General features: G+C 59.3%; 16 protein-coding genes. 8 read left to right on the forward strand and 8 right to left on the reverse strand.

Annotation, left to right across the window (positions count from 1 at the left end; all coding sequences use genetic code 11):
• Window positions 1–34: 34 nt before the first annotated feature.
• The gene (locus tag BKN05_RS03335) at window positions 35–1,171 is read left to right on the forward strand and encodes a glutamate--cysteine ligase (RefSeq protein ID WP_286687960.1); all 1,137 of its coding nucleotides are present in this window, start codon (window positions 35–37) and stop codon (window positions 1,169–1,171) included.
• 24 nt (window positions 1,172–1,195) lie between these two features.
• Here the strand turns inward: BKN05_RS03335 and BKN05_RS03340 are convergent, their stop codons facing one another.
• The 8 genes from BKN05_RS03340 to BKN05_RS03375 form a co-directional block, all read right to left on the reverse strand.
• Window positions 1,196–2,695, reverse strand: a complete 1,500-nt coding sequence (locus BKN05_RS03340) for a glycosyltransferase 87 family protein (RefSeq protein WP_286687961.1) — start codon at window positions 2,693–2,695, stop codon at window positions 1,196–1,198.
• Window positions 2,696–2,710: 15 nt separating this feature from the next.
• Complete coding sequence (locus BKN05_RS03345) at window positions 2,711–3,091, reverse strand: monovalent cation/H(+) antiporter subunit G (RefSeq protein WP_150850887.1); 381 nt, start codon at window positions 3,089–3,091, stop codon at window positions 2,711–2,713.
• Complete coding sequence (locus BKN05_RS03350) at window positions 3,088–3,363, reverse strand: monovalent cation/H+ antiporter complex subunit F (RefSeq protein WP_250408944.1); 276 nt, start codon at window positions 3,361–3,363, stop codon at window positions 3,088–3,090. Before BKN05_RS03350 ends, BKN05_RS03345 begins: the two co-directional genes overlap by 4 nt.
• Entirely contained in the window at window positions 3,363–3,890 is a 528-nt protein-coding gene (locus BKN05_RS03355; RefSeq protein WP_286687962.1) for a Na+/H+ antiporter subunit E, read from the reverse strand. Before BKN05_RS03355 ends, BKN05_RS03350 begins: the two co-directional genes overlap by 1 nt.
• A complete protein-coding gene (locus BKN05_RS03360) occupies window positions 3,883–5,709 on the reverse strand; it encodes a Na+/H+ antiporter subunit D (protein ID WP_286687963.1) in 1,827 nt (608 codons plus the stop codon). Before BKN05_RS03360 ends, BKN05_RS03355 begins: the two co-directional genes overlap by 8 nt.
• On the reverse strand, window positions 5,702–6,202 hold the full coding sequence (locus BKN05_RS03365) for a Na(+)/H(+) antiporter subunit C (protein ID WP_284787248.1): 501 nt from the start codon (window positions 6,200–6,202) through the stop codon (window positions 5,702–5,704). Before BKN05_RS03365 ends, BKN05_RS03360 begins: the two co-directional genes overlap by 8 nt.
• Window positions 6,203–9,184, reverse strand: coding sequence for a Na+/H+ antiporter subunit A (locus BKN05_RS03370; RefSeq protein WP_286687964.1), 2,982 nt, complete (start codon window positions 9,182–9,184; stop codon window positions 6,203–6,205).
• Window positions 9,185–9,516: 332 nt separating this feature from the next.
• Complete coding sequence (locus BKN05_RS03375) at window positions 9,517–10,884, reverse strand: dipeptidase (protein ID WP_286687965.1); 1,368 nt, start codon at window positions 10,882–10,884, stop codon at window positions 9,517–9,519.
• A gap of 228 nt (window positions 10,885–11,112) precedes the next feature.
• On the opposite strand from BKN05_RS03375, the gene BKN05_RS03380 reads away from it, so the two are divergent.
• The 7 genes from BKN05_RS03380 (at window position 11,113) to BKN05_RS03410 (ending at window position 20,261) form a co-directional block, all read left to right on the forward strand.
• Window positions 11,113–13,083 (forward strand): OPT family oligopeptide transporter, encoded by a 1,971-nt coding sequence (locus tag BKN05_RS03380; protein WP_286687966.1) that lies wholly within the window; start codon window positions 11,113–11,115, stop codon window positions 13,081–13,083.
• Window positions 13,084–13,315: 232 nt separating this feature from the next.
• Window positions 13,316–14,962 carry a chaperonin GroEL gene (gene groL / locus BKN05_RS03385; protein ID WP_086588229.1) on the forward strand — a complete coding sequence of 549 codons (1,647 nt, stop codon included), beginning with the start codon at window positions 13,316–13,318 and terminating at the stop codon, window positions 14,960–14,962.
• Between the two features lie 685 nt (window positions 14,963–15,647).
• Window positions 15,648–15,827, forward strand: a complete 180-nt coding sequence (locus BKN05_RS03390; RefSeq protein WP_286687967.1) for a hypothetical protein — start codon at window positions 15,648–15,650, stop codon at window positions 15,825–15,827.
• Window positions 15,828–15,860: 33 nt separating this feature from the next.
• Window positions 15,861–16,007 carry a hypothetical protein gene (locus tag BKN05_RS03395; RefSeq protein WP_286687968.1) on the forward strand — a complete coding sequence of 49 codons (147 nt, stop codon included), beginning with the start codon at window positions 15,861–15,863 and terminating at the stop codon, window positions 16,005–16,007.
• A 152-nt stretch (window positions 16,008–16,159) separates the two neighbouring features.
• Window positions 16,160–17,059, forward strand: a complete 900-nt coding sequence (gene ppk2 / locus BKN05_RS03400; protein ID WP_023019951.1) for a polyphosphate kinase 2 — start codon at window positions 16,160–16,162, stop codon at window positions 17,057–17,059.
• Between the two features lie 276 nt (window positions 17,060–17,335).
• On the forward strand, window positions 17,336–18,484 hold the full coding sequence (locus BKN05_RS03405; RefSeq protein WP_286687969.1) for an alpha/beta hydrolase: 1,149 nt from the start codon (window positions 17,336–17,338) through the stop codon (window positions 18,482–18,484).
• 106 nt (window positions 18,485–18,590) lie between these two features.
• On the forward strand, window positions 18,591–20,261 hold the full coding sequence (locus BKN05_RS03410; protein ID WP_286687970.1) for a metallophosphoesterase family protein: 1,671 nt from the start codon (window positions 18,591–18,593) through the stop codon (window positions 20,259–20,261).
• Window positions 20,262–20,272 lie beyond the last annotated feature (11 nt).

Here is a 20,272-nt window from a genome sequence, read left to right on the forward strand (position 1 = left end):
CGTCTTAATACCTGTCAGCCGTTAAGCTGAATGGGTGAAGATCCCGGCAGAACAATTCGCCCGCTCTCCCGAACCAACGCTAGGCGTGGAATGGGAGGTAGCGCTCGTGGACCGCGAAACGCGCGACCTTGTCCCGCGCGGTGCGGAACTTATCGATCTGGCCAATGCGACCTATCCCGATATCCATCTGGAAAAGGAATTTCTCCAAAATACGGTGGAGCTAGTTACAGGCATTTGCCACACCGTTCCGGAAGTAATCGCTGACCTGCAAAATTCCCTGAACGCGGTGGAAGAAGCCGCCGATAAGCTGGGTGTAGATGTCTGGGCCTCTGGCGGCCACCCGTTTACGGATTTCCGCGAGAACCCACTTTCGGATAAGCCCAGCTATCAGGAAATTATCGCGCGCACCCAGTACTGGGGCAAGCAGATGCTGCTATGGGGCACGCATGTGCACGTGGGCATTAGCCATGAGGACCGCGTATGGCCCATCATCAATGCATTGATGACTAAGTACCCCCACCTGCTGGCCATTTCTGCGTGCTCGCCTGGGTGGGAGGGCCTAGATACCGGCTATGCCTCCAACCGCACCATGCTGTACCAGCAGCTGCCCACCGCAGGCATGCCGTATCAATTCCGCGATTGGGCCGAGTGGCAGGCCTATATGCGCGACCAAGCGATTTCCGGCGTTATTAACCACACCGGTTCCATGCACTTTGATATTCGACCGGCCGCCAAGTGGGGCACGGTGGAGGTGCGCGTCTCTGATGCGACGTCCAACCTGCGCGAGCTCTCCGCCATCGTGGCGTTGACCCATTGCTTGGTGGTGTACTATGACCGGCTTATCGACGCCGCGGAACCCCTTCCCACCCTGCAGCCCTGGCACGTGGCAGAAAATAAGTGGCGCGGTGCCCGCTATGGCATGGATGCGCTGGTGATTACCTCCCGTGAGACCGATGAGGCTTGGGTTAAGGACGAGCTAGTGGAGATGGTGGATGAGCTTAGCCCCATTGCGCGCGAGCTGGGATGCGTCAACGAGCTAAAACTCATCCACGAAATTATCGAAGGCGGTGCCGGCTATGAGCGGCAGCGCCGTCTCTTCAAAGAGACCGGCAGCTGGCGCGAGGTGGTCGAGGAGACCTGCCGCGAGTTGCATACCTTCCGCCCGCTCTAAAGCGACAGGAAGGTTGGCCCGGGGCTAGTCCTCGGAGCGCGAGTGGCGACCGTAGGCCGGGGTATCGGGGATATCGGTGATGTCCTGAGCCGCCGGGAAGGCGCGCGTTTCCGGCCCTACCGCGGGCATTTCTGCCGTTTCATCGCTGACGGGTTGCGCTGCCCGTGGATGACCCTGGCCCCTCCGGCTCGTAGCTGCCGTATTAAACGAGCGCGCCGGGAGCGCCCCGGCCTCCGCGGAAGCAGGTTGCGCACCAGCGGGCTTTGCGCCAGCGGGCTGCGCAGGTAAGTGGTGGCGGCCTGGGGCGGGCGCTTCCTCTTCCGGCTGGGTGCCAGGGATAAAACCCCACACCGCGTAGAAGGCGATAAAGAGGACGCCGGCGCCGGTAAAAGCCAACATTCCCCACGGCTGCAGATCCCAGTGGTTGAGCGAGCGGCTAGCAGCAGATAGCCACACGGGGGCGGAGATAAACGGCATGGTTACCGCACACATCGCCAGCACCGATACGAAGCCAGCGACCTGTGCGCCGAGGATGCCGGGCAGGCGCTTGCCCAGGCCCTGGTTGACGGCAACCAGCACGACGACGGCCAGCGGCACCGTCCACACCCAGTGGTGATACCAAGAGAAGGGGGAGACCAAGCAGGAGCTGATGCCGGCAAGCGCAAGTGCGGCGGAATTATTGCGGTGCTTCATCGCGGTGCGCAGCGCCAGGCAGGTCAAAATGAAGACCACGACCACGGCGGCGAGCCAGATCCAGCCGCCATCGATGCCCCATGCGCGGACCATCACCGAGCGAATGGACTGCGCACCTGGGTTGGTGTGCTCGCCCACGCGGGAGGACTTAAAGATAGCGTCGGTCCAGAAATCGGCGGCATCCGGAATGGTCACGAAACCAATGGCAACGGTCACCGCGAAGGTAAGGATGGCGATGATCGCTTGCCACCAGCGCTTCTGGAAGAGCAAGACCAGACCCATATAGGCCGGGGTGAGCTTCATACCGGCGGCCAAACCAATTCCGATGCCCGGCAAAGCGCGCTTGCGTGGGAGGATGTCCAAGGCCACCAGCAGCATCAAAAAGATGTTGATCTGGCCAAAGAATAAGGTGCCGTGCACCGGCTCATTCGCCGGGGTGCAGCCCAGCAGCAAAAGGCCCAGCAGCCACATTGCCGGGGAGAGCTTGAGGCCGCGCTCGCGCAGGACCAGCATAATAACCGTGAACAAGGCGAGGGCGGTGCCGCCCTGCCAGAGGAGGATTAAGGGGGCGTCGGCAAGCCTGGAAAGCCACGTGAAAAGAGTGCCGGAAAAGGGCGGATAGGTAAAAGGCAGGTCGCCGATATAGGCGTTATCGTAGAGATCCGCGCCTTGGGCCACCTCGCCGCCGGCGAGCCAATAAATCTTCAGATCCAGGGGAACGCGCCACACAAAGGCGCTATTGCCGTCGAAGATACTGAAGCGGTAAACGATGACGCCGATAAGAGCGGCGAGCACAGTCACCATAGTGGGAAGCCCATAAAGCTTTTTCACGGTGAAAAGCGTCTCCTACTTGCGGCGCAGCGACTTCGCGGCGGGTCGGTCGTTGCGGGACATGGTTTCCTCGGTGCCGTACAGACCCTCACGGCGTGCGATACGCGAGGTGCGCTGCGCGGTTACCGGGCTAGTGAACATGGCAAACAGTACCAGCAAAACGAGTATTCCTAAATCCCCGCGCTCGGCTACGCTGAAGGATTCCGCGCCCGTGATGCGGATAAACGCGCCCAGAATGGTGAGGATGAGACCGGTGGTCTGTGGCTTGCTCACCGCGTGTACGCGCGACATCGTGTCCTTGAACCGGGCGACGCCGATGGCCGCGGCCAAGGTAAGGACGCTGCCGCCAATAATGAGGATGAGCGAGAGTACATCTGCAATAAAGGACCAGCTCATTGGCTATCCCTCTTCCTAAACCTGGTGACGGATACGGTGGAGATGAATCCCAGCAGCGCAATGACCAGCATGGCTGAGACCACGGTCGTGTTAAGCGACCAGCACATATAGGTAGCCAGCGCGCACTGGAACATCGCGGTAAAGCCATCCATGCCCACCAAGCGGTCCAGCGAATTGGGGCCGGTGACAATGCGCCAGAGGGTGATGAGGAAGGAGACCACCAGCAGCGCGGCGGCCACCAGCAAAATTGCGTTATAGATCTGGGGATCCATTAGGGGTGGCTCCTTTCAAAGATTTCGATGAATGAGGCCTCCAAACGGGCCACAGCATTGATTTCGCGCTGGATTTGTTCCTCATCGTGGGCATCCAAGATATGGACGGTAATCATGCGGTTTGCAATGTCAATATCGGTCACCGTGCCGCCTGGTTGCAGGTTATACAGTGTTACGGCCAGGGAGAGTACGAACTCATTATCCAAGCGCATGGGCAGCTCCAAGATGGCGGTCATGGGCACCGGCTGCGGGCGCACGGCCAACCATCCCACCTTGAGCGAGGCGTAGAACAACTCCCAGAACCAGCGGATCATGAAGGCAATGAGCTTGCCCCAAGAGACGTCAATGCCGGCGATAGGCATGGCCGGCAGCGGCAGGGCAAAGACAATGACGACGCCGATGATCAGCCCGGCCACGAGGTTGCCCACGGTGACCTCGCCCATGAGCATGCACCACATGACTACCAGCCAGACGATGAACCACGGGCGGAAGCGGTGGCGCAGGCCGGAAAAGCGCGTGTTAGTCATCGCTAATATCCTTCCTCTTGGCGGCATCCGGGGACTTTACGTCGGTGGAATGCGCATCGCGCCCACCGGCTTCCGGGTCGGTGCGGGCATCCAAACCCGCTGAATCCGGCGGCTCCACCTCCGGGGAAGGGTTGCGGCGATTCTTATAGGAATCAGCGCCGCCGGTGTAGCGCTCCTTCTGGTTGAGGTGGCGGGTGGGGTCATCCGCGCGGTCGCCCAGTACCGCGTACTGGTAAATGGACGTATCCTGCGCGGATTCGGCCGCGCGTGAGGTGATACCGGAAATCGGTCCGGCCAAGAAGGTAATCGAGGTAGACGCTGCCACCAGCAGGGTCGTAGAGGCGATCATGCCAAAGGGCACCCTGCCTACATCCTGGCGAGAAGAAAATTCCACCTCATCGGTGATATCGGAAAGCGGGGCCGGGCGGGCGAGCGCCACGTTGCCCTCTGGGGCATCGGCGCGGTCGCGTTGAAAGCCCTTGGCCCACACCAACATCATGACGTAGAGGGTGAGCAGCGAGGTAACCACCGCACCGACGATGAGCACCCATGCCATCCAGGAGCCTTCATTCGCACCGGCTTGCAGCAGGATGACCTTGCCCAGGAAACCGGAGAACGGCGGGATGCCGCCCAGGTTAATGGCAGGGATGAAATACAAGATTCCGATGAGCGGGGCAGAATACATTAGCGAGCCTAAACGGCGCAGCGAAGACGTTCCGGCCTGGCGCTCGACCAGTCCGACCACCAAAAATAGCGCGGTTTGCACCAAAATGTGGTGCACGGCGTAGAAGATGGCGCCGGAAAGCCCTTGCGCGGTACCGAGCGAAACGCCGAAGATCATGTAGCCAATGTGGCTGACCAGTGTAAAGGACAAAAGGCGCTTAATATCGGACTGTGCGATGGCGCCCAAAATTCCCACCAGCATCGTGGCTAGGGCCACCCACATGAGCACGGTATCGAGGCCGCCGGCAGTGAAAATGGAAGTGCGGGCGCGGATGATGGCGTAGACACCCACCTTGGTCAGAAGGCCGGCAAAAACCGCAGTGACTAGTGAAGGCGCCGTGGGATACGAGTCCGGCAGCCAAGCGTCCAGCGGAACGACGGCCGCCTTAATGCCAAAGGCAACGAGCAGCGTGGCAAAGATCGCGGTGCGGGTGCCTTCCGGGAGATCCTGCATGCGCTGGCCGATCTGTGCCATGTTCATCGTGCCTACGGAGGAATACACATACCCCAGCGCGAGCAAGAAGATCATTGACGAAGCCATGGACACCATCACGTAGCCCACGCCGGCGCGAACTCGACCGGCTGAGGCGCCTAGGGTCAACAGCACATAGGACGCCACGAGGAAGACCTCGAATCCCACGTAGAGGTTGAAGAGATCGCCGGCCAAAAAGGAGATATTAACGCCCATGGTCAGCAGCATGTAGGTGGGCAGGAATACGGCCACCGGCTCGTCCTTGGTGCCATCGCGCACGCCCTGGGAAATGGCGTACCAAATGACAGAAAACAGCACTACGGAGGAAGTAAAGAGCATGACCGCAGATAGGCGATCCGCCACGAGCGTGATGCCCACCGGGGCATCCCAACCTCCTATCTGCAGGGTTTGGATGCCTTCAAAATCCGCAATGAGGATGAGGACGGCATTAACCACCGCGGTAATGAGCAGCGAGAAAAACACGATCTGGCGCTGCGCATTGGGAATGCGGCCAAAAATCAATGCGAGGGCCGCGGCCACTGCGGGGATGATAATCGGCAGCGGAATGAGGTATCCGATGTAGGGAAAGAGGGCATCGACAAGCGGCTGGACGGTTTCACTCATCGCGGGCCCCCTTTACTGGTTCCTCGAAGGATGCAGGGCCGAAGTTATCGCCTTGCTTGGTGGCGCGGCCCGTAGCAGGATCATTGGATGCATCGTGGTCCGGGCTGGCGGCCGCATTGCCGGGACGTGCGGCCTTGGCGGCAATTGCGGTATCTTCCGCGTCATCTTCAATGACATCGTCTGTACGGTAGCGGTACTGCCGGTATGCCAAGGTGAGGATGAAAGCCGTCAACGCCATGGAAATGACGATGGCGGTCAGAATCATTGCCTGCGCCAGTGGATCCGCAATCTCGGCGCCGTAAGGCTCCGACTCGCGGCCATCGATAGGCGGGGAACCGGCCGAACCGCCGGACTGCAGCAAGAAGAGGTTGGCGCCATTGCCCAAAAGCAACAGTCCAAGCAGCATTTTGGTCATGGCGCGGTCCAGGAGTAGGTAGACGCCTGCGGCTACGAGCACACCGGCGGCCAAGAGGAGGAAGAGGTTGGCTTCCATTTATTTCTCCTTCCCTGTGGTGGCGGTTGTGCTTGCTGTAGCGGCTTGTTTCTTTTCCTTGCGCTGGGCCCGTTGCGCCTTTTGCTTGGCGGTGCGTTGGCGTTGCTGCCGGGCCAGCGAGCGAGCGCGGTCGCGGGCGCGTTGTTTACGCATATCCTCTTCCTCATCCAGTTTGGCGCCCAAGGAATTCAGGATGTAGAGCGTGAGCCCCACGACGATGAGGTAGACACCTGCGTCAAAGACCAACGCTGAAGGCAGTGAAACCTTGCCGATGAGCGGAATCTCCGGCGAGGTGTATCCGCTGGTAAGCGGCGGGTGCCCAAAGAACATCGGGGTCACCGTGGCCAGTGCGGACAGCAAGAGACCGGTGCCCATGGTGCGGCCGGCATCGATAGGCAGGGTTTCTTCTAGCTCCGCGCGCCCACCAGCCAGGTAGCGCAAGATGAGCGCTAGCGCTGCGACGAGGCCGCCGGCAAAGCCGCCGCCAGGGGCATTGTGGCCGGCGAAGAAGAAGTAGAAGGACAGTGCGACCATGGACGGAAAGAGCACGCGCGTGGAGACATCGATCATCAGCGAGCGGTTGAGCGCTTGCTCTGATTCCACCCCGGCGGCCAGCCACCGCCGGCCGGTAACCCGCAGGGTGGGACGGCGGCTTTCGCGGCCGAAGGATTGGGTGCGATAAATCAGAGAAACCACGCCCAGTGCGGCGATGATGATCACCGTGATTTCGCCAAAGGTATCCCAGGCACGCAAGTCCACTAGCAAGACGTTGACAGCATTGGCGCCGTGTCCAATCTCTTTGGCCAGATCCGGCATGAACTCGGAGATGGGCTTAGACTGACGTGCGTTAATAGCAAACATCGCCACCACGGTGACGGTAAGGCCCGTGCCCACGGAAAGCCACGCGCGCAGGCGCCCCATCTTGGGGTCCTGCTTCCACTCGGTGGAGGCCGGCATGCGGCGCAGAACCAGCATGAAAAGAACCATCACGATGGTCTCAGTCAGCAGCTGCGTCAGCGCCAAGTCCGGCGCACCGTGCAGAGCGAAGATGAAGGCGAGGGTATAGCCAGTCACCCCGACGATGATCACGGCTGATAAACGATTATCGGTGACCGTGGCGGCTACGGCGGCCACCATGATGATGAAGGCGGCGACGATCTGCCAAGGATTTTCCGCCACAATCATGCGGATATCGGTGAGATCGCCCTTGATGATCATAGCCAGTGGCAGCAGCATCAATGTGGCAAAGATAACCGTCAAGTTCACCTGCAGGGAGCCGCGCTGCGTGGTTGCCGTCGTGCGCAGCGAGAGCTGGCGCAAAAGAGCGATGACCGAATCATAGGCATCATCCGCATTGCCCAGCGCAGGATAGGCGAATTGCCACTTGACCAGGACCTGGCGTTGCCAGTGCATAATAATACCGCCCATGATAATGAGTGCGGAGAGGCCGAGTGCCACCGTAAGTCCATGCCACAGGGCTAGTTCGCTATGCTCCTTCGGGGCGAAGGTGGAGTCGAGATGCTGGTCAAAGGCGGCCGATAGGGGCTTGGGGAACACACCAAGTGCCACGGTTAGGGCAGTGAGCAGGGCAGGAGAGAGCCATAATCCCATAGTTACGGGATGCATCTTGGCGACGGCCTCTGCCGGTTCCGTTCCATTGACCTCCTTCTTGGTGGCAAAGGCACCCCACAAAAAGCGCAGCGTATAGGCCATCGTGAGGATAGAACCGAGGACATAGGCCACAAGCATCATATTGCGTGGCATGCCGACCAAGAGCTCCTCGTGCATGGTGGCTTCCAGCACGGCTTCTTTGGCCACGAAGCCAAATAGAGGTGGGACGCCGGCCATGGAGAACCCGGAAATGATCGCAATGCCGAAGAGGAATGGTTCTTTGCGCCCCAATCCGGATAGCTTGGTGATATCCCTTGTGCCTGAGCAGTGATCGATAGCGCCGACGACCATAAAAAGCGCCGCCTTAAATAGCGAGTGTGCAAAGGTCAGCGCGAGACCGGCCTGCATGGCTTCCCGCGAGCCTACGGCCATGATGGAGGTGATAAACCCTAGCTGGGAGACGGTGCCATAAGCCAAAATCAGCTTCAGATCGCGCTGCTTGAGCGCCATCCAGCCGCCGAGCAGCATGGTAAATACGCCTAGGGAGATAACCACCACGTGCCAGGTGGCCACCTCATACATTGAGGGCGCCAGGCGCCCGATTAGGTAGATGCCGGCCTTAACCATCGCGGCGGAGTGGAGATAAGCGGAGACTGGAGTCGGTGCCGCCATCGCGCCGGGGAGCCAAAAGTGCGCCGGTGCAATTGCAGACTTTGTCAGTGCGCCCGCCAAGATGAGCACGATGGCCACCGTGACATAGGGCGTCTGTGCAAAGTTCTCATAGGCGGAGATATCACTAAAGGTCCACGCCCCAGTTTGCCGTCCGAGCAAGATAATGCCCATGAGCATGGTTAGCCCGCCCAGAGCGGTGACCATCAGTGCCTGCTGTGCCGCGCGGCGGGAGGAGGCTCGTTCCGCATAGTAGCTAACCAAGAGGTAAGACAGCAGGGAGGTAATCTCCCAGAACACGTACATAAGTAGGAAATTGTCCGCGGCCACTAGACCAAACATGGCGGTGGCAAAGCCCACCATTTGCGCCGCGAACATGGCCAAGCGGCGCCGCGTGCCGTCGAAATAGCCCCAGCAGTAGACCAATACCAACGCGCCCATGCCCAAGATGATGAGGCTAAATAGCGCGCCTAGTCCGTCTAAGCGGAGGTCAAAACTTAAGTTCGCGGACGGCATCCATTCCACAGTGTGCTTAACTGCGCCACCGTCTGCGAAGGTGCCGCGCAGAAAGTGCATGAGCGTCCACACAAAGCCTGCGCCGGGGACTAAGGCCAAAATTCCAAATGCCGGGCGACCCATTCGCATGATGAGCAGCGGTGCTACCAGGGTGGCGGCGATGAGAGTACCCAGGAGTATTAGCACGTTGGTTACTGCGCTCCTTTTGGTTGTGTCACGTTCTCTTGCCCCGCTGCCGCGAATACCACGAGCATCACAACTAATGAGAGACGAGAGCATTCACGAGCCGCACGCCGCTGAGTATGCCGCGGTGGCATAGTGCAAGCAACATGGCCGAGCGCGGGGCCAACGTTTTGCCATTTTACCGGCTTTTCTACGGCTTGGAAAGAATTATTTTTGGCACTGTATTATATGCTGCTGTTTTGCGGCATAAAGAAACCCCGCTCCCCAAGGAGCAGGGTACGCCGCAGTGCCGCGGCGGTAGAAAGGGCCCAGGCTGGGCTAGGGGGGCGCAAGCCTTAGGAATAGCGCTGCAAGAAGAGTGCTTCCGCGGCGGCGATGTTCTCGATCTCGGTGGGGTCGACGGACTCATTGGCGGAGTGGATCGTGCACTTTGGCTCCTCCACGCCGTAGAGAGCGATCTCCGCGTTGGGGTGAGCCTCCTGCAGCTCCGTGGTCAGCGGAATGGAGCCGCCCATGCCCTGTGCGGCCGTTTCCTTGCCATAAGCCTCAGACAGGCACTCGCCCAGCAGGGCAGCGGCTGGCTTTTCCGGATCGGTGGCAAAGCCAGCGTTGGATTCCAGCACCTCGGCCTTGACCTGTGCGCCCCAAGGGGTGTGGGAACGCAGGTGATCGCAGACGGCGTCGGCAATCGCGGCGGCATCGGCACCGGCCGGAACGCGCAAGTTGAGCTGGGCGGAAGCAGTGGCGGGCACGGCGTTGACAGCCTCAGACACAGGGGTGGAGGTAAAGCCGGTCACGGTAATGGCCGGGCGGGACCAGACCATATTGGCCACTGGGGTGGCACCGGCCGGGTCGTCTTCGCCCATGATCTTGGTGCCCTCCAGCAGCTGCGCATCGGCGCGGAAGGCTTCGGCCGGGTACTCCTGGCCGGACCACTCGGCGGTGGTATCCACGCCGTCGATAACGGTGCGGCCGTACTCATCGGACAGGGAGTCAATGGCGCGCATCAGCGCCTTGGCGGCATCCGGTGCCGCGCCGCCAAACTGGCCGGAGTGCACGGCGGAGGCCAAGGTATCGACCTGCACGCCAATCTGCGCGCCGCCGCGCAGGGACGTGGTCAAGGTCGGCTGGCCCACAGCGGCGTTGCCCGCATCGGCGATGAGGATGGCGTCGGAAGCAAAAAGCTCCGGGCGGTCCTTGATGAGCTGGGACAAACCCTCGCCGCCGCGCTCCTCGGAGCCCTCGATGAGGTACTTCAGGTTCACCTTGGTGCCGCCGTTATTGTCCACCGCGCGCAGGGCGGCCAGGTGCATGGCCACATTGCCCTTGCAATCGGCGGCGCCGCGGCCATACCAGCGGGTGGAGCCATCGGCAGCCTCGCGCTCGGTAAGGGTGAACGGATCGGATTCCCAAGCCTCGCGGTTGCCGGCCGGCACCACGTCATAGTGGGAGTAGAGCAGCACCGTCTTGGCGCCTTCATCGCCCTTGCACTCACCCAAGATGGCGGTGGAGCCATCGGCCGTGGTGATGGTTTCCACGCTCACTCCGGCCTCTTCCAGTGCGGACTTAACCCACTGGCTTGCGCCCTTGGTCTGGTCCTCCAGGCCTTCCTCGTCATGGACGGAGTTAAAGGCCACGAGCTCGCTGAGCTGGCGGAAAATGGTCTCGCGATCGTTGCGAATGCTTTCATTAAGTGCAGTCATGTTCTCTACGGTACCCGCCCGCCCCAAGCTATAGAGCAACCGGAATAGGAAAACGCTGGGGTGGTGAACTAAAATTTTTTCATTCCACCCTGTGCGGATTCTGTCCGTTCGGACCCTATTCCGGGAAGGAACCGGCGCCAAACAGACAGAAACGGACGTGGCAGGCCGCGGTTTGCTACGCAGGGTGAAACGAGAAACTTTCATAGCCGAGAATAGAAAGGACCTGGCATGGCGAACGCATCATCCGCCGCAGGTTCCAAGGCCTCCCTGCCCGAGCTGACTCTGCGCGGCATCATTATCGGTGGCCTGATTACCCTCATCTTCACCGCTGCCAATGTGTACTTAGGCCTGAAGGTGGGCTTGACCTTTGCTACCTCCATCCCGGCCGCCGTGATTTCCATGGCGGTGCTGCGCCGGTTCAAGGGCCACAACATTAAAGAAAACAACATTGTGCAGACCATTGCCTCTGCTGCGGGCACCCTGTCCGCCATCATCTTCGTCCTCCCGGGCCTGGTGATGGTGGGGTACTGGCAGGGCTTTGGCTTCCTGCAGACGGCCGGCGTGTGCATCATCGGCGGCGTGCTGGGCGTGATGTATTCCATCCCGCTGCGCCGCGCTTTGGTCACCGGCTCCGATCTGCCCTACCCGGAGGGCGTGGCCGCGGCCGAGGTCCTCAAGGTGGGCGATGAAAGTGCTTCCGGCACCAGCCACGAAGAAAATGCCAAGGGTTTGCGCGTCATCGTCGCCGGCGGCATTACCTCGGCCGTCATGGCGCTGCTGGCCGCAATGAAGGCCGCCGCCTCCGAGGTCACCGCTTATTTCAAGCTCGGCGCCGGCGCGACCACCCTGGGCACCAGCCTGTCCACCGCGCTTATCGGCGTGGGCCACTTGGTGGGCCTGCCGGTAGGCATTGCCATGCTGGTTGGCGTAGTGATTTCCTACTTCATTTTGCTGCCCATTTTCACCACCGGCGATATTACGGGCGCCACCGCGCTTGCCGACGTCGTCGATACCACCTTTTCCGATGACATCCGCTTCATCGGCGTGGGCACCATGGCCATTGCCGCCATTTGGACCCTGCTGAAGATCGCCGCTCCCATTGCTGTGGGCATCCGGCAGTCCCTGGCCTCCTCGCGTGCGCGCAAGTCCGGTTCCGCCGTGGACGTCACCGAGCGCGATATTCCCTTCCCCTATGTCGCCACCACCATCGTGGCGTTCATGGTGCCTATCGCGTTGCTGTTGTGGGACTTTGTGCGCGGTACTGATATTCACGACCACATGGCCGTGCTCATTACCGTCTCCGTCCTCTTTACCCTGTTGGTAGGCCTGATTATCGCCTCCGTGTGCGGCTACATGGCCGGCCTGATTGGTGCGTCTAACTCGCCAATTTCCTCCATCGGCATTATCGCCGTGCTCGCTGCCTCGCTGCTCATTGCGGCCGTCACCCGCGGCACCACTGCGGATCCTTTGTCTTTGGTGGCCTACACGCTCTTCACCGCGGCCATCGTCTTTGGTATTGCCACCATTTCTAACGACAACCTGCAGGACCTCAAGACCGGTCAGCTCGTCGGCGCTACTCCGTGGAAGCAGCAGGTAGCGCTCATCATCGGCGTGGTCTTCGGCTCCCTCGTTATCCCGCCGATTCTGCAGGTCATGCTCAATGGCTTCGGCTTCCAAGGTATGGAAGGCGCCGGCGAAGACGCCTTGGCCGCCCCGCAGGCCGCCCTGATGTCCTCCGTTGCTTCCGGCATCTTCGATAGCTCGTTGGATTGGAACCTCATCTTTATCGGGATGGCCATTGGCGCTGTCCTTATTATCATTGACGAGCTCCTGCGCAAGTTCACCGATAAGTACTCGCTGTCCCCACTGGCCGCCGGCATGGGCATGTACCTACCAGCCGCCCTGACCATCGTCATCCCCATCGGTGCCATCTTGGGCACCTTCTATGACAAGTGGGCTGCGAAGCAATCCCACCCGGAGTTTGCCAAGCGTATGGGTACCCTCCTGGCCACCGGTCTCATCGTGGGTGAGTCCCTGTTCGGCGTGGTCAACGCCGGCATCATCGCCGCTGCCGGTGGCGATAGCCCGCTGGAAATCTTCGAGGGCGGCACGGCTGCCACCATCGTCGGCGTGATTCTCTTTATTGTCGCGCTGACGTTCATCTACCGCTGGACCAAGCGCACGGTGAAGAGCTCCTAGTTCCTGATCCATTCCTTATATAATGGCGTCCCTTCGCGGGGGCGCCATTTTTTCTTGCAGTCGCGGTGGGAGAGTGCCAGAATGGTCGTTAGCACTCGCACAGTATGAGTGCTAGATAAATCTACATCGTTGTGGTTGAGGTTGGTTCACACTCACCAGCCATGCCGTCGCGGGCGTCCGCAGCGAGAAAGACGTGAGTGTCGTCCTCAATAAACCAAGGAGCACAAACACAATGGCAAAGATTATCGCTTTTGATGAAGAGGCCCGCCGCGGCCTCGAGCGCGGCCTAAACACGCTTGCCGACGCCGTCAAGGTCACCCTCGGCCCCAAGGGCCGCAACGTCGTCCTGGAAAAGTCCTGGGGCGCCCCGACCATTACCAATGACGGTGTTTCCATCGCTCGCGAAATCGAGCTCGAGGATGCTTACGAGAAGATCGGCGCCGAGCTGGTCAAGGAAGTTGCCAAGAAGACTGACGACGTCGCAGGCGACGGCACCACCACCGCAACCGTGCTGGCACAGGCTCTCGTACGCGAGGGTCTGCGCAACGTAGCCGCAGGTTCCAACCCAATGGGCATCAAGCGCGGCATCGAGACCGCAACCAAGAAGGTTGTGGACTCCCTGCTGTCTTCCGCCAAGGAAGTAGAAACCCAGGAGCAGATCGCTACCACCGCTGGCATTTCCGCTGCTGACCCGGCCATCGGCGAGAAGATCGCCGAGGCTATGTACACCGTGGGCAACGGCTCCGTAAACAAGGACTCCGTTATCACCGTGGAAGAGTCCAATACCTTCGGTGTTGACCTCGAGGTAACTGAGGGTATGCGCTTTGATAAGGGCTACATCTCCGGCTACTTCGCTACCGATATGGAGCGTCAGGAGGCAGTCCTGGAGGATCCGTACATCCTGCTGGTCTCCTCCAAGATCTCCAACATCAAGGACCTGGTTCCGCTGCTGGAGAAGGTTATGCAGTCCGGCAAGCCGCTGCTCATCATCGCTGAGGACGTTGAGGGCGAGGCCCTGTCCACCCTCGTGGTGAACAAGATCCGCGGCACCTTCAAGTCCGTTGCGGTTAAGGCCCCGGGCTTCGGCGACCGCCGCAAGGCCACCCTGCAGGACATGGCCATCCTCACCGGCGGCCAGGTCATCTCCGAGGAGGTCGGCCTCTCCCTCGAGACCGCCGAGCTCGAGTACCTGGGCCAGGCGCGCAAGGTTGTCGTCACCAAGGACGAGACCACCATCGTTCAGGGTGCTGGTTCCCAGGAGCAGATCGACGGCCGCATCAAGCAGATCCGTGCCGAGATCGAAAGCTCTGACTCCGATTACGACCGCGAGAAGCTGCAGGAGCGCCTGGCTAAGCTCTCCGGCGGCGTTGCTGTCCTCAAGGTCGGTGCCGCTACCGAGGTTGAGCTCAAGGAGCGCAAGCACCGCATCGAGGACGCAGTTCGCAACGCAAAGGCTGCCGTGGAAGAGGGCATCGTTGCCGGCGGCGGCGTAGCACTGCTGCAGGCCGCTTCCGTTCTGGATTCCCTGGATGACCTTAAGGGCGACGAAGCTACCGGCGTCAAGATCGTCCGCGAGGCCCTGTCTGCACCGCTGAAGCAGATTGCACACAACGCGGGCCTGGAGCCGGGCGTTGTGGCAGACAAGGTTGCCTCCCTGCCGGCAGGCGAGGGCCTGAACGCTGCTACCGGTGAGTACGTCAACCTCATGGAGGCTGGCATCAATGACCCGGTTAAGGTCACCCGCTCCGCTCTGCAGAACGCTGCTTCCATTGCAGCTCTGTTCCTGACCACCGAGGCTGTCGTCGCCGACAAGCCTGAGCCGGCTGGTGCCAACAATGGCATGCCGGATGCTGATGCCATGGGTGGCATGGGCTTCTAAGTACAATCCCCGATAGGTCTAGGAGACGGGCTCGGGCAAGGCTCCTAGCGGCCTTCTAGCCCCTTTTGAGCGCCCCGCTTCTGTGCTTTAGAGCGCATGAGACGGGGCGCTTCGGCGTGTCTGCACCACTTTGCTGCGCAGATACGATATGAGCGCACCACTAATTCGCGAGCCAATCGCTGAATCTGCTTGTCACTGTGGTTTTCTAATCGGTGCACATGTTCAACTCACAATGCCCGATTCATTGGCCATACAGGCTTACAATTCAGCGCCACGGGACTTAACACGCGAACCATGCGCCCCACTGACCCCGTATAGGGGTAATTTTAACGGACTGGATTAGAAAAATTTTCTCGCTTGAGAAGGCTAGTTTACGGGCATAACTATCGTTCGCTACACCCCGAAGCGTTACGGGGTTAAATTTTATTTAACCCAATTAACGATCTGTCAACGAAAAAATGCAGTTCAGGGGATTGTGCCATTGGGTAAGAAATTTCCAATACCCCCTATAGGATATAGCTCTTTTCTTATCAAATCGGCCTAGATGTGAAGACACCTATGCAAACTTGACTTGCTTTAGATTGAACTTGTGCCAAAATATTACTTGTGACGCCCACTGAGGGTGTCTGCAAACTGCAAACCCCTCCGCGGCGAAAAGCTTCGGATCTATTTTAGGAGTTCAAACATGGATCTCTCCCTCGTACAGACTCACCTGGACAACTTCGTTAACACCTGGGAAGGCTGGGCAAAGGTTCTTGGCGGCCTGCAGGACTTCGGTCACCTGTTCCTGGGTGGCGAGATGGCACCGATCAAGGGCATCAACGAGAACCTCTCTTCCTACGCTGATTTCCTTTCCTCCAAGTAATTTCATTTCCTAAACAAGTCTTAAGGAGACAAAATGTCTGACTTCATTTCCCAGTTCGCTGCTTCCTCCGAGGGCATCTTCGAGCCGATTAAGTACGTCTTCGACGAGCTCTTCAAGGTTGCCTCCCCGCTGGTTGAAGTAGCTAAGGGTGCTTCCAAGCTGATCGGCATGTTCGCATAAGAACATCCTTCAGTTCTGAGCTTTAACGCTCACTGAAGCAAGAAGGCCTACCGTTTCGGTAGGCCTTCTTGCTGTTTTGTTGTTCATTTGGGGCAGGGGTAACTGCGAAAATTTAGCGCGCTAGATGCCCACATTCGGGTTACACTTAATGCATGGCTGATATTAAAGACGACGACCTTCCCGAGATTGACCTGGCAAAAACTGACGGCTACGTCGTCGATGGAACCGACGAGGATGATCCTTCGCTGATCATGCCTGATGGTTCCCCGGTTCAGACTTGGCGTGAAAATTACCCCTACGATGAACGTATGACTCGCGATGAGTACGAGTCCGTTAAGCGCGCGCTGCAGATTGAGTTGCTGAAGTGGCAGAACTGGACCAAGGAAACTGGCCAGCGCCACATCATTATCTTTGAGGGTCGCGATGCGGCCGGCAAGGGTGGCACCATCAAGCGCTTTAATGAGCACCTGAACCCGCGTGGTGCTCGCACCGTGGCATTGGAGAAGCCGTCGCCGCGTGAGTCCACCTCGTGGTATTTCCAGCGCTATATTGAACACTTCCCAGCCGGTGGCGAAATCGTCTTTTTTGACCGCTCTTGGTACAACCGCTCCGGTGTGGAGCGCGTGATGGGCTTTTGTACCGAAAGCCAGCACGCGGAGTTCCTCCGCGAGGTTCCGATGCTGGAGAATATGATTCTGGGCTCGGGTATCTCCCTGACCAAGTTGTGGTTCTCGGTTACCCGTAAGGAGCAGCGCACCCGCTTCGCCATTCGCCAGATCGACCCGGTGCGCCAGTGGAAGCTATCCCCGATGGACTTGGCTTCGCTAGATAAGTGGGATGACTACACCCGTGCGAAGGAAGAGCAGTTCCGCTACACGGATACGGAAGAGTCGCCGTGGATCACCATTAAGTCCAACGACAAAAAGCGTGCCCGTATTAACGCCATGCGCTATGTCCTATCCAAGTTCGAGTACACGAACAAGGACCACGAGCTGGTGGGCGAGGTCGATGAGAACATCGTCAAGCGTGGTCGCGACCAGATTGGTGACTAGGCTTGAGCTAAATTAGCCGCACATTAGGCGGGAAACTCGGTAAGTCCGGGTTTCCCGCTTTTTGTTTTAGGGGTACCAAAAGGGGGTAAATGGGGAGGAATAGTTTCGCGGAAATTTGGGGTTTTAAAGGGCTATTTCCGTGCGGTTATGTTACGGAAACGTAGGTAGCATTGTCGAAAACTATTTGTGGTCTCCGTCTTAGAATATTTAGCATCACTGTTATCTCAATCTCATCTGGGAAATGATTATGAGCTACAACACCAAGAGGAGACGGTGATGATGAAGAAGCATTTAACCGCTTGCCTGACAGCGGCAGCAGTACTGGCGGCACCAGTTGCGGTATCTGGCACGCTCACGGCAGGGGCAATCGCCCAGGAAGTTCCGGCGCCTGCGCCCGCGGCAGACCAGAAACCAGATGTATTGGGGCGCCCAACTGTCTCGGAAAAACAGGTATCCGATGAGGAAGGCTACTTCGACAGCGCTCATGGCGAGGGCGTCAAGATCTACTACCGCAAGCAGAAGGTGGCCAACCCACGCGGTGCGGTGGTTTTGGCGCACGGTGTATCTGAGCACTCGGGGCGTTACGATTACGTCGCTAAGCGCTTGCTCGATGCAGGTTACAACGTCTACCGCGTAGACCACCGTGGGCACGGCAAGTCCGCTGGCGGCAGCGTTCCTCTGGGGCACAGCGATAATTTCCAGTACATTCTGGATGATTTTGATCATGTGGTGGACATGGCCAAGGAGGAAAACCAGGGAGTAAAGACCTTCCTGCTGGGCCACTCGATGGGCTCGCTGACCGTGGAGGCCTATGGCATCCGTGAGCCGGGCAAGGTGGATGGCATCATCACCAACGGCGGCGGCGCGCCGCTGAACCTCTCTGGCAAGAACGTGGCCGGAAAGAATATCACCCCGGATGATATTTCGGAGACCCAGAAGAAGCTGGATCCCACCATCTTTGAGCGCTTGCCGCTGGCCCAACTCACCAGCTTTAATGCGCACTATGCGCAGAACCTGATTCCGCACCGCACCGAAATTGGCGCACAATCGCCGGAGTGGAGCAAGGACATTCAGCTGTCTAATCCATTTACGGATGGCATCTCCACTAACCAAGCGGTGAAGGACGAGTATGCCTCTAGCCCGCTCATTGCGCAGAAGACCAGCGCTGGAACTGCCCTGCAGTTGGCGGCGATTGCGAACTACGACGCCGTCAATGCGGACCTCTTCACCGCACCGACGCTCATCATGCACGGCACCAAGGACGGCATCGTTCCGCCGTACTTCTCCCAGGATTGGTACAACTCCATTTCCTCCAAGGATGTGGAGTATGTGACTTGGGAGGGGCAGAAGCATGAGGTCTTTAATGAGCCTGCTGCCGATCAGGCTCTCGATACCGTCGTGGACTGGCTCGACCGCCACGCCTAAATTCACGCGGACCTCAAAGTGAGGACTCTTGGCAGGCATGTAGTGCTTGCCAAGAGTTTACGTATATGTAACCGCGTCGTTGCCCAGGACGGATAGAAATTGAATTATGAAAAATAAACTCTGTGCTTTCTCATCTGTCCTGGCGCTCACCGGAATGGTGGGCGCGCCCGTTGCGGCGGCCCAGTCCTCGCTTTCTGGTTCCTCCTTTAGTTCTTCTTTGGGTTCGTCGTTGGGCTCCTCGCTGAGTTCCTCATCGAGCTCTTCCTGGGGGTCCTCCCAGGGCTCGTCCGAGGGGTCCTCGGCGGGAGACGATGTGCAGCCGGGGGAAGGCACAGAATCGCGGGTGCTGTGGCAGGAAAGCTTCGACGGGGTGGATACCCCGGCATGGTTTACCCACCACGCGCCGGAGGGGTGGAAGACCGACGTGCAGGGCGTGGACTCGGGCGAGGCCCGCTGGAAGGGCTGGACCTTTGGCGATATGCGGCATTGGACCTGGGCGGCCGGAACCGATATGCGCCACTACTTCACCCAGGCGCATGACACCTTCGCCATCATTGACAACAAGCAGCAGCGTTTGGCCGAGGGCGATTCTATGACCGCCGGACTGAAGAGCCCGGCCATCTCGGTGGCGGGGCAGGACCGAGTGAATGTGGAATTCGATCAGCATTACCGCCAGGGCAAGGAAGGACAGAACGCGACGGTGAAGGTCGCCTTCGATGGTGGGGAAGCACAGGAAATCGCAGCCTATGACAAAGACGTATTCTCCAAGCACGAGTCCATCGGCGTGGACGTGCCGGTCGGCGCGAAGACCATGCAGGTCAGCTTCAGCTACAACAATGGCAATGATGACTGGTGGTGGGCGGTGGACAACGTGGGCGTCGTCAAGCCGCTGGGTGAGCTCAAAGGCTCGCCGCAGGCTACCGTGGACGTGCTTTCCGACGTCCAAGGCGACCCCCAAGACTACAAAGACGCCGTCCGCCAGTTGAATGGCATGGAGGACAAGGCCGGGGCGCTGGTGCTCAACGGCGACCTGGTAGACAATGGCTCGCAGCAGCAGTGGGATGATTTCCTGGCCGCGCACAGCGAGGTGCCGCACGATTCGGGCAAGGAATTATGGACCATCGGCAACCACGAAATGTATGGCAAGGAAGGATCTAAGACCTACCTCGAGCGCTTCCTCAAATACTCCGGCCAGGATAAGCCGTGGAAGGAAGAGGTAGTTGACGGGGTGCCACTGATTTCGGTGAATACCGAGTTCTATTCCGATATCCTGCGCCACGGCAAGGAGCCGTTCCAGCGCATCAGCAAAGAGCAGCTCGATTGGTTAGATGAGCGCCTGGCCTATTGGGATGCTAAGGGCACGCCGGCGCTGGTCTTTAGCCATCCGCTGCTGCCACAGACGGTATCGATGTCCCATTCGGCGTGGTACCAGAATGATTTCGAAGACCTTGAAGCGCTATCCAACGTGGTCAATAAGTACAACAACATCGTGTGGTTTAGCAGCCACAGTCACTCTTCGCTGCGCCAGAATAACTGGTGGGGAACCCGCCGCTACGACGGCACGGGCGAGGCCGGCCGCACCGGCTTCCCGGTAGTCAATACCGGTGCCATCCTCAATGAGTACCTGCCGGATGGCGATAATGACGAGAAAATCGTCAAAGAAAAGGAAGAAGCCTCCACCGGACTGCGGGTCAAGGTCTTTGCTGACCGCGTCCGAGTGGAGGCCTGGGACTTCAAGTCCGGCGAAATGATTAAGTATCAGGACTTCGCGCGGTAGGGCGAAGGTGC

This window comes from Corynebacterium sp. S5S1 (assembly GCF_001913985.1).
GTDB lineage: Bacteria > Actinomycetota > Actinomycetes > Mycobacteriales > Mycobacteriaceae > Corynebacterium > Corynebacterium marquesiae.

Coding starts and splice junctions, on each gene's coding strand:
- BKN05_RS03365 (WP_284787248.1), bottom strand. CDS start 6,202: ATGGAAGCCAACCTCTTCCTCCTCTTGGCCGCCGGTGTGCTCGTAGCC.
- BKN05_RS03380 (WP_286687966.1), top strand. CDS start 11,113: ATGGCGAACGCATCATCCGCCGCAGGTTCCAAGGCCTCCCTGCCCGAG.
- BKN05_RS03360 (WP_286687963.1), bottom strand. CDS start 5,709: ATGAGTGAAACCGTCCAGCCGCTTGTCGATGCCCTCTTTCCCTACATC.
- BKN05_RS03345 (WP_150850887.1), bottom strand. CDS start 3,091: ATGAGCTGGTCCTTTATTGCAGATGTACTCTCGCTCATCCTCATTATT.
- BKN05_RS03355 (WP_286687962.1), bottom strand. CDS start 3,890: ATGACTAACACGCGCTTTTCCGGCCTGCGCCACCGCTTCCGCCCGTGG.
- BKN05_RS03395 (WP_286687968.1), top strand. CDS start 15,861: ATGTCTGACTTCATTTCCCAGTTCGCTGCTTCCTCCGAGGGCATCTTC.
- BKN05_RS03405 (WP_286687969.1), top strand. CDS start 17,336: ATGATGAAGAAGCATTTAACCGCTTGCCTGACAGCGGCAGCAGTACTG.
- ppk2 (WP_023019951.1), top strand. CDS start 16,160: ATGGCTGATATTAAAGACGACGACCTTCCCGAGATTGACCTGGCAAAA.
- BKN05_RS03410 (WP_286687970.1), top strand. CDS start 18,591: ATGAAAAATAAACTCTGTGCTTTCTCATCTGTCCTGGCGCTCACCGGA.
- BKN05_RS03375 (WP_286687965.1), bottom strand. CDS start 10,884: ATGACTGCACTTAATGAAAGCATTCGCAACGATCGCGAGACCATTTTC.
- BKN05_RS03390 (WP_286687967.1), top strand. CDS start 15,648: ATGGATCTCTCCCTCGTACAGACTCACCTGGACAACTTCGTTAACACC.
- BKN05_RS03350 (WP_250408944.1), bottom strand. CDS start 3,363: ATGGATCCCCAGATCTATAACGCAATTTTGCTGGTGGCCGCCGCGCTG.
- groL (WP_086588229.1), top strand. CDS start 13,316: ATGGCAAAGATTATCGCTTTTGATGAAGAGGCCCGCCGCGGCCTCGAG.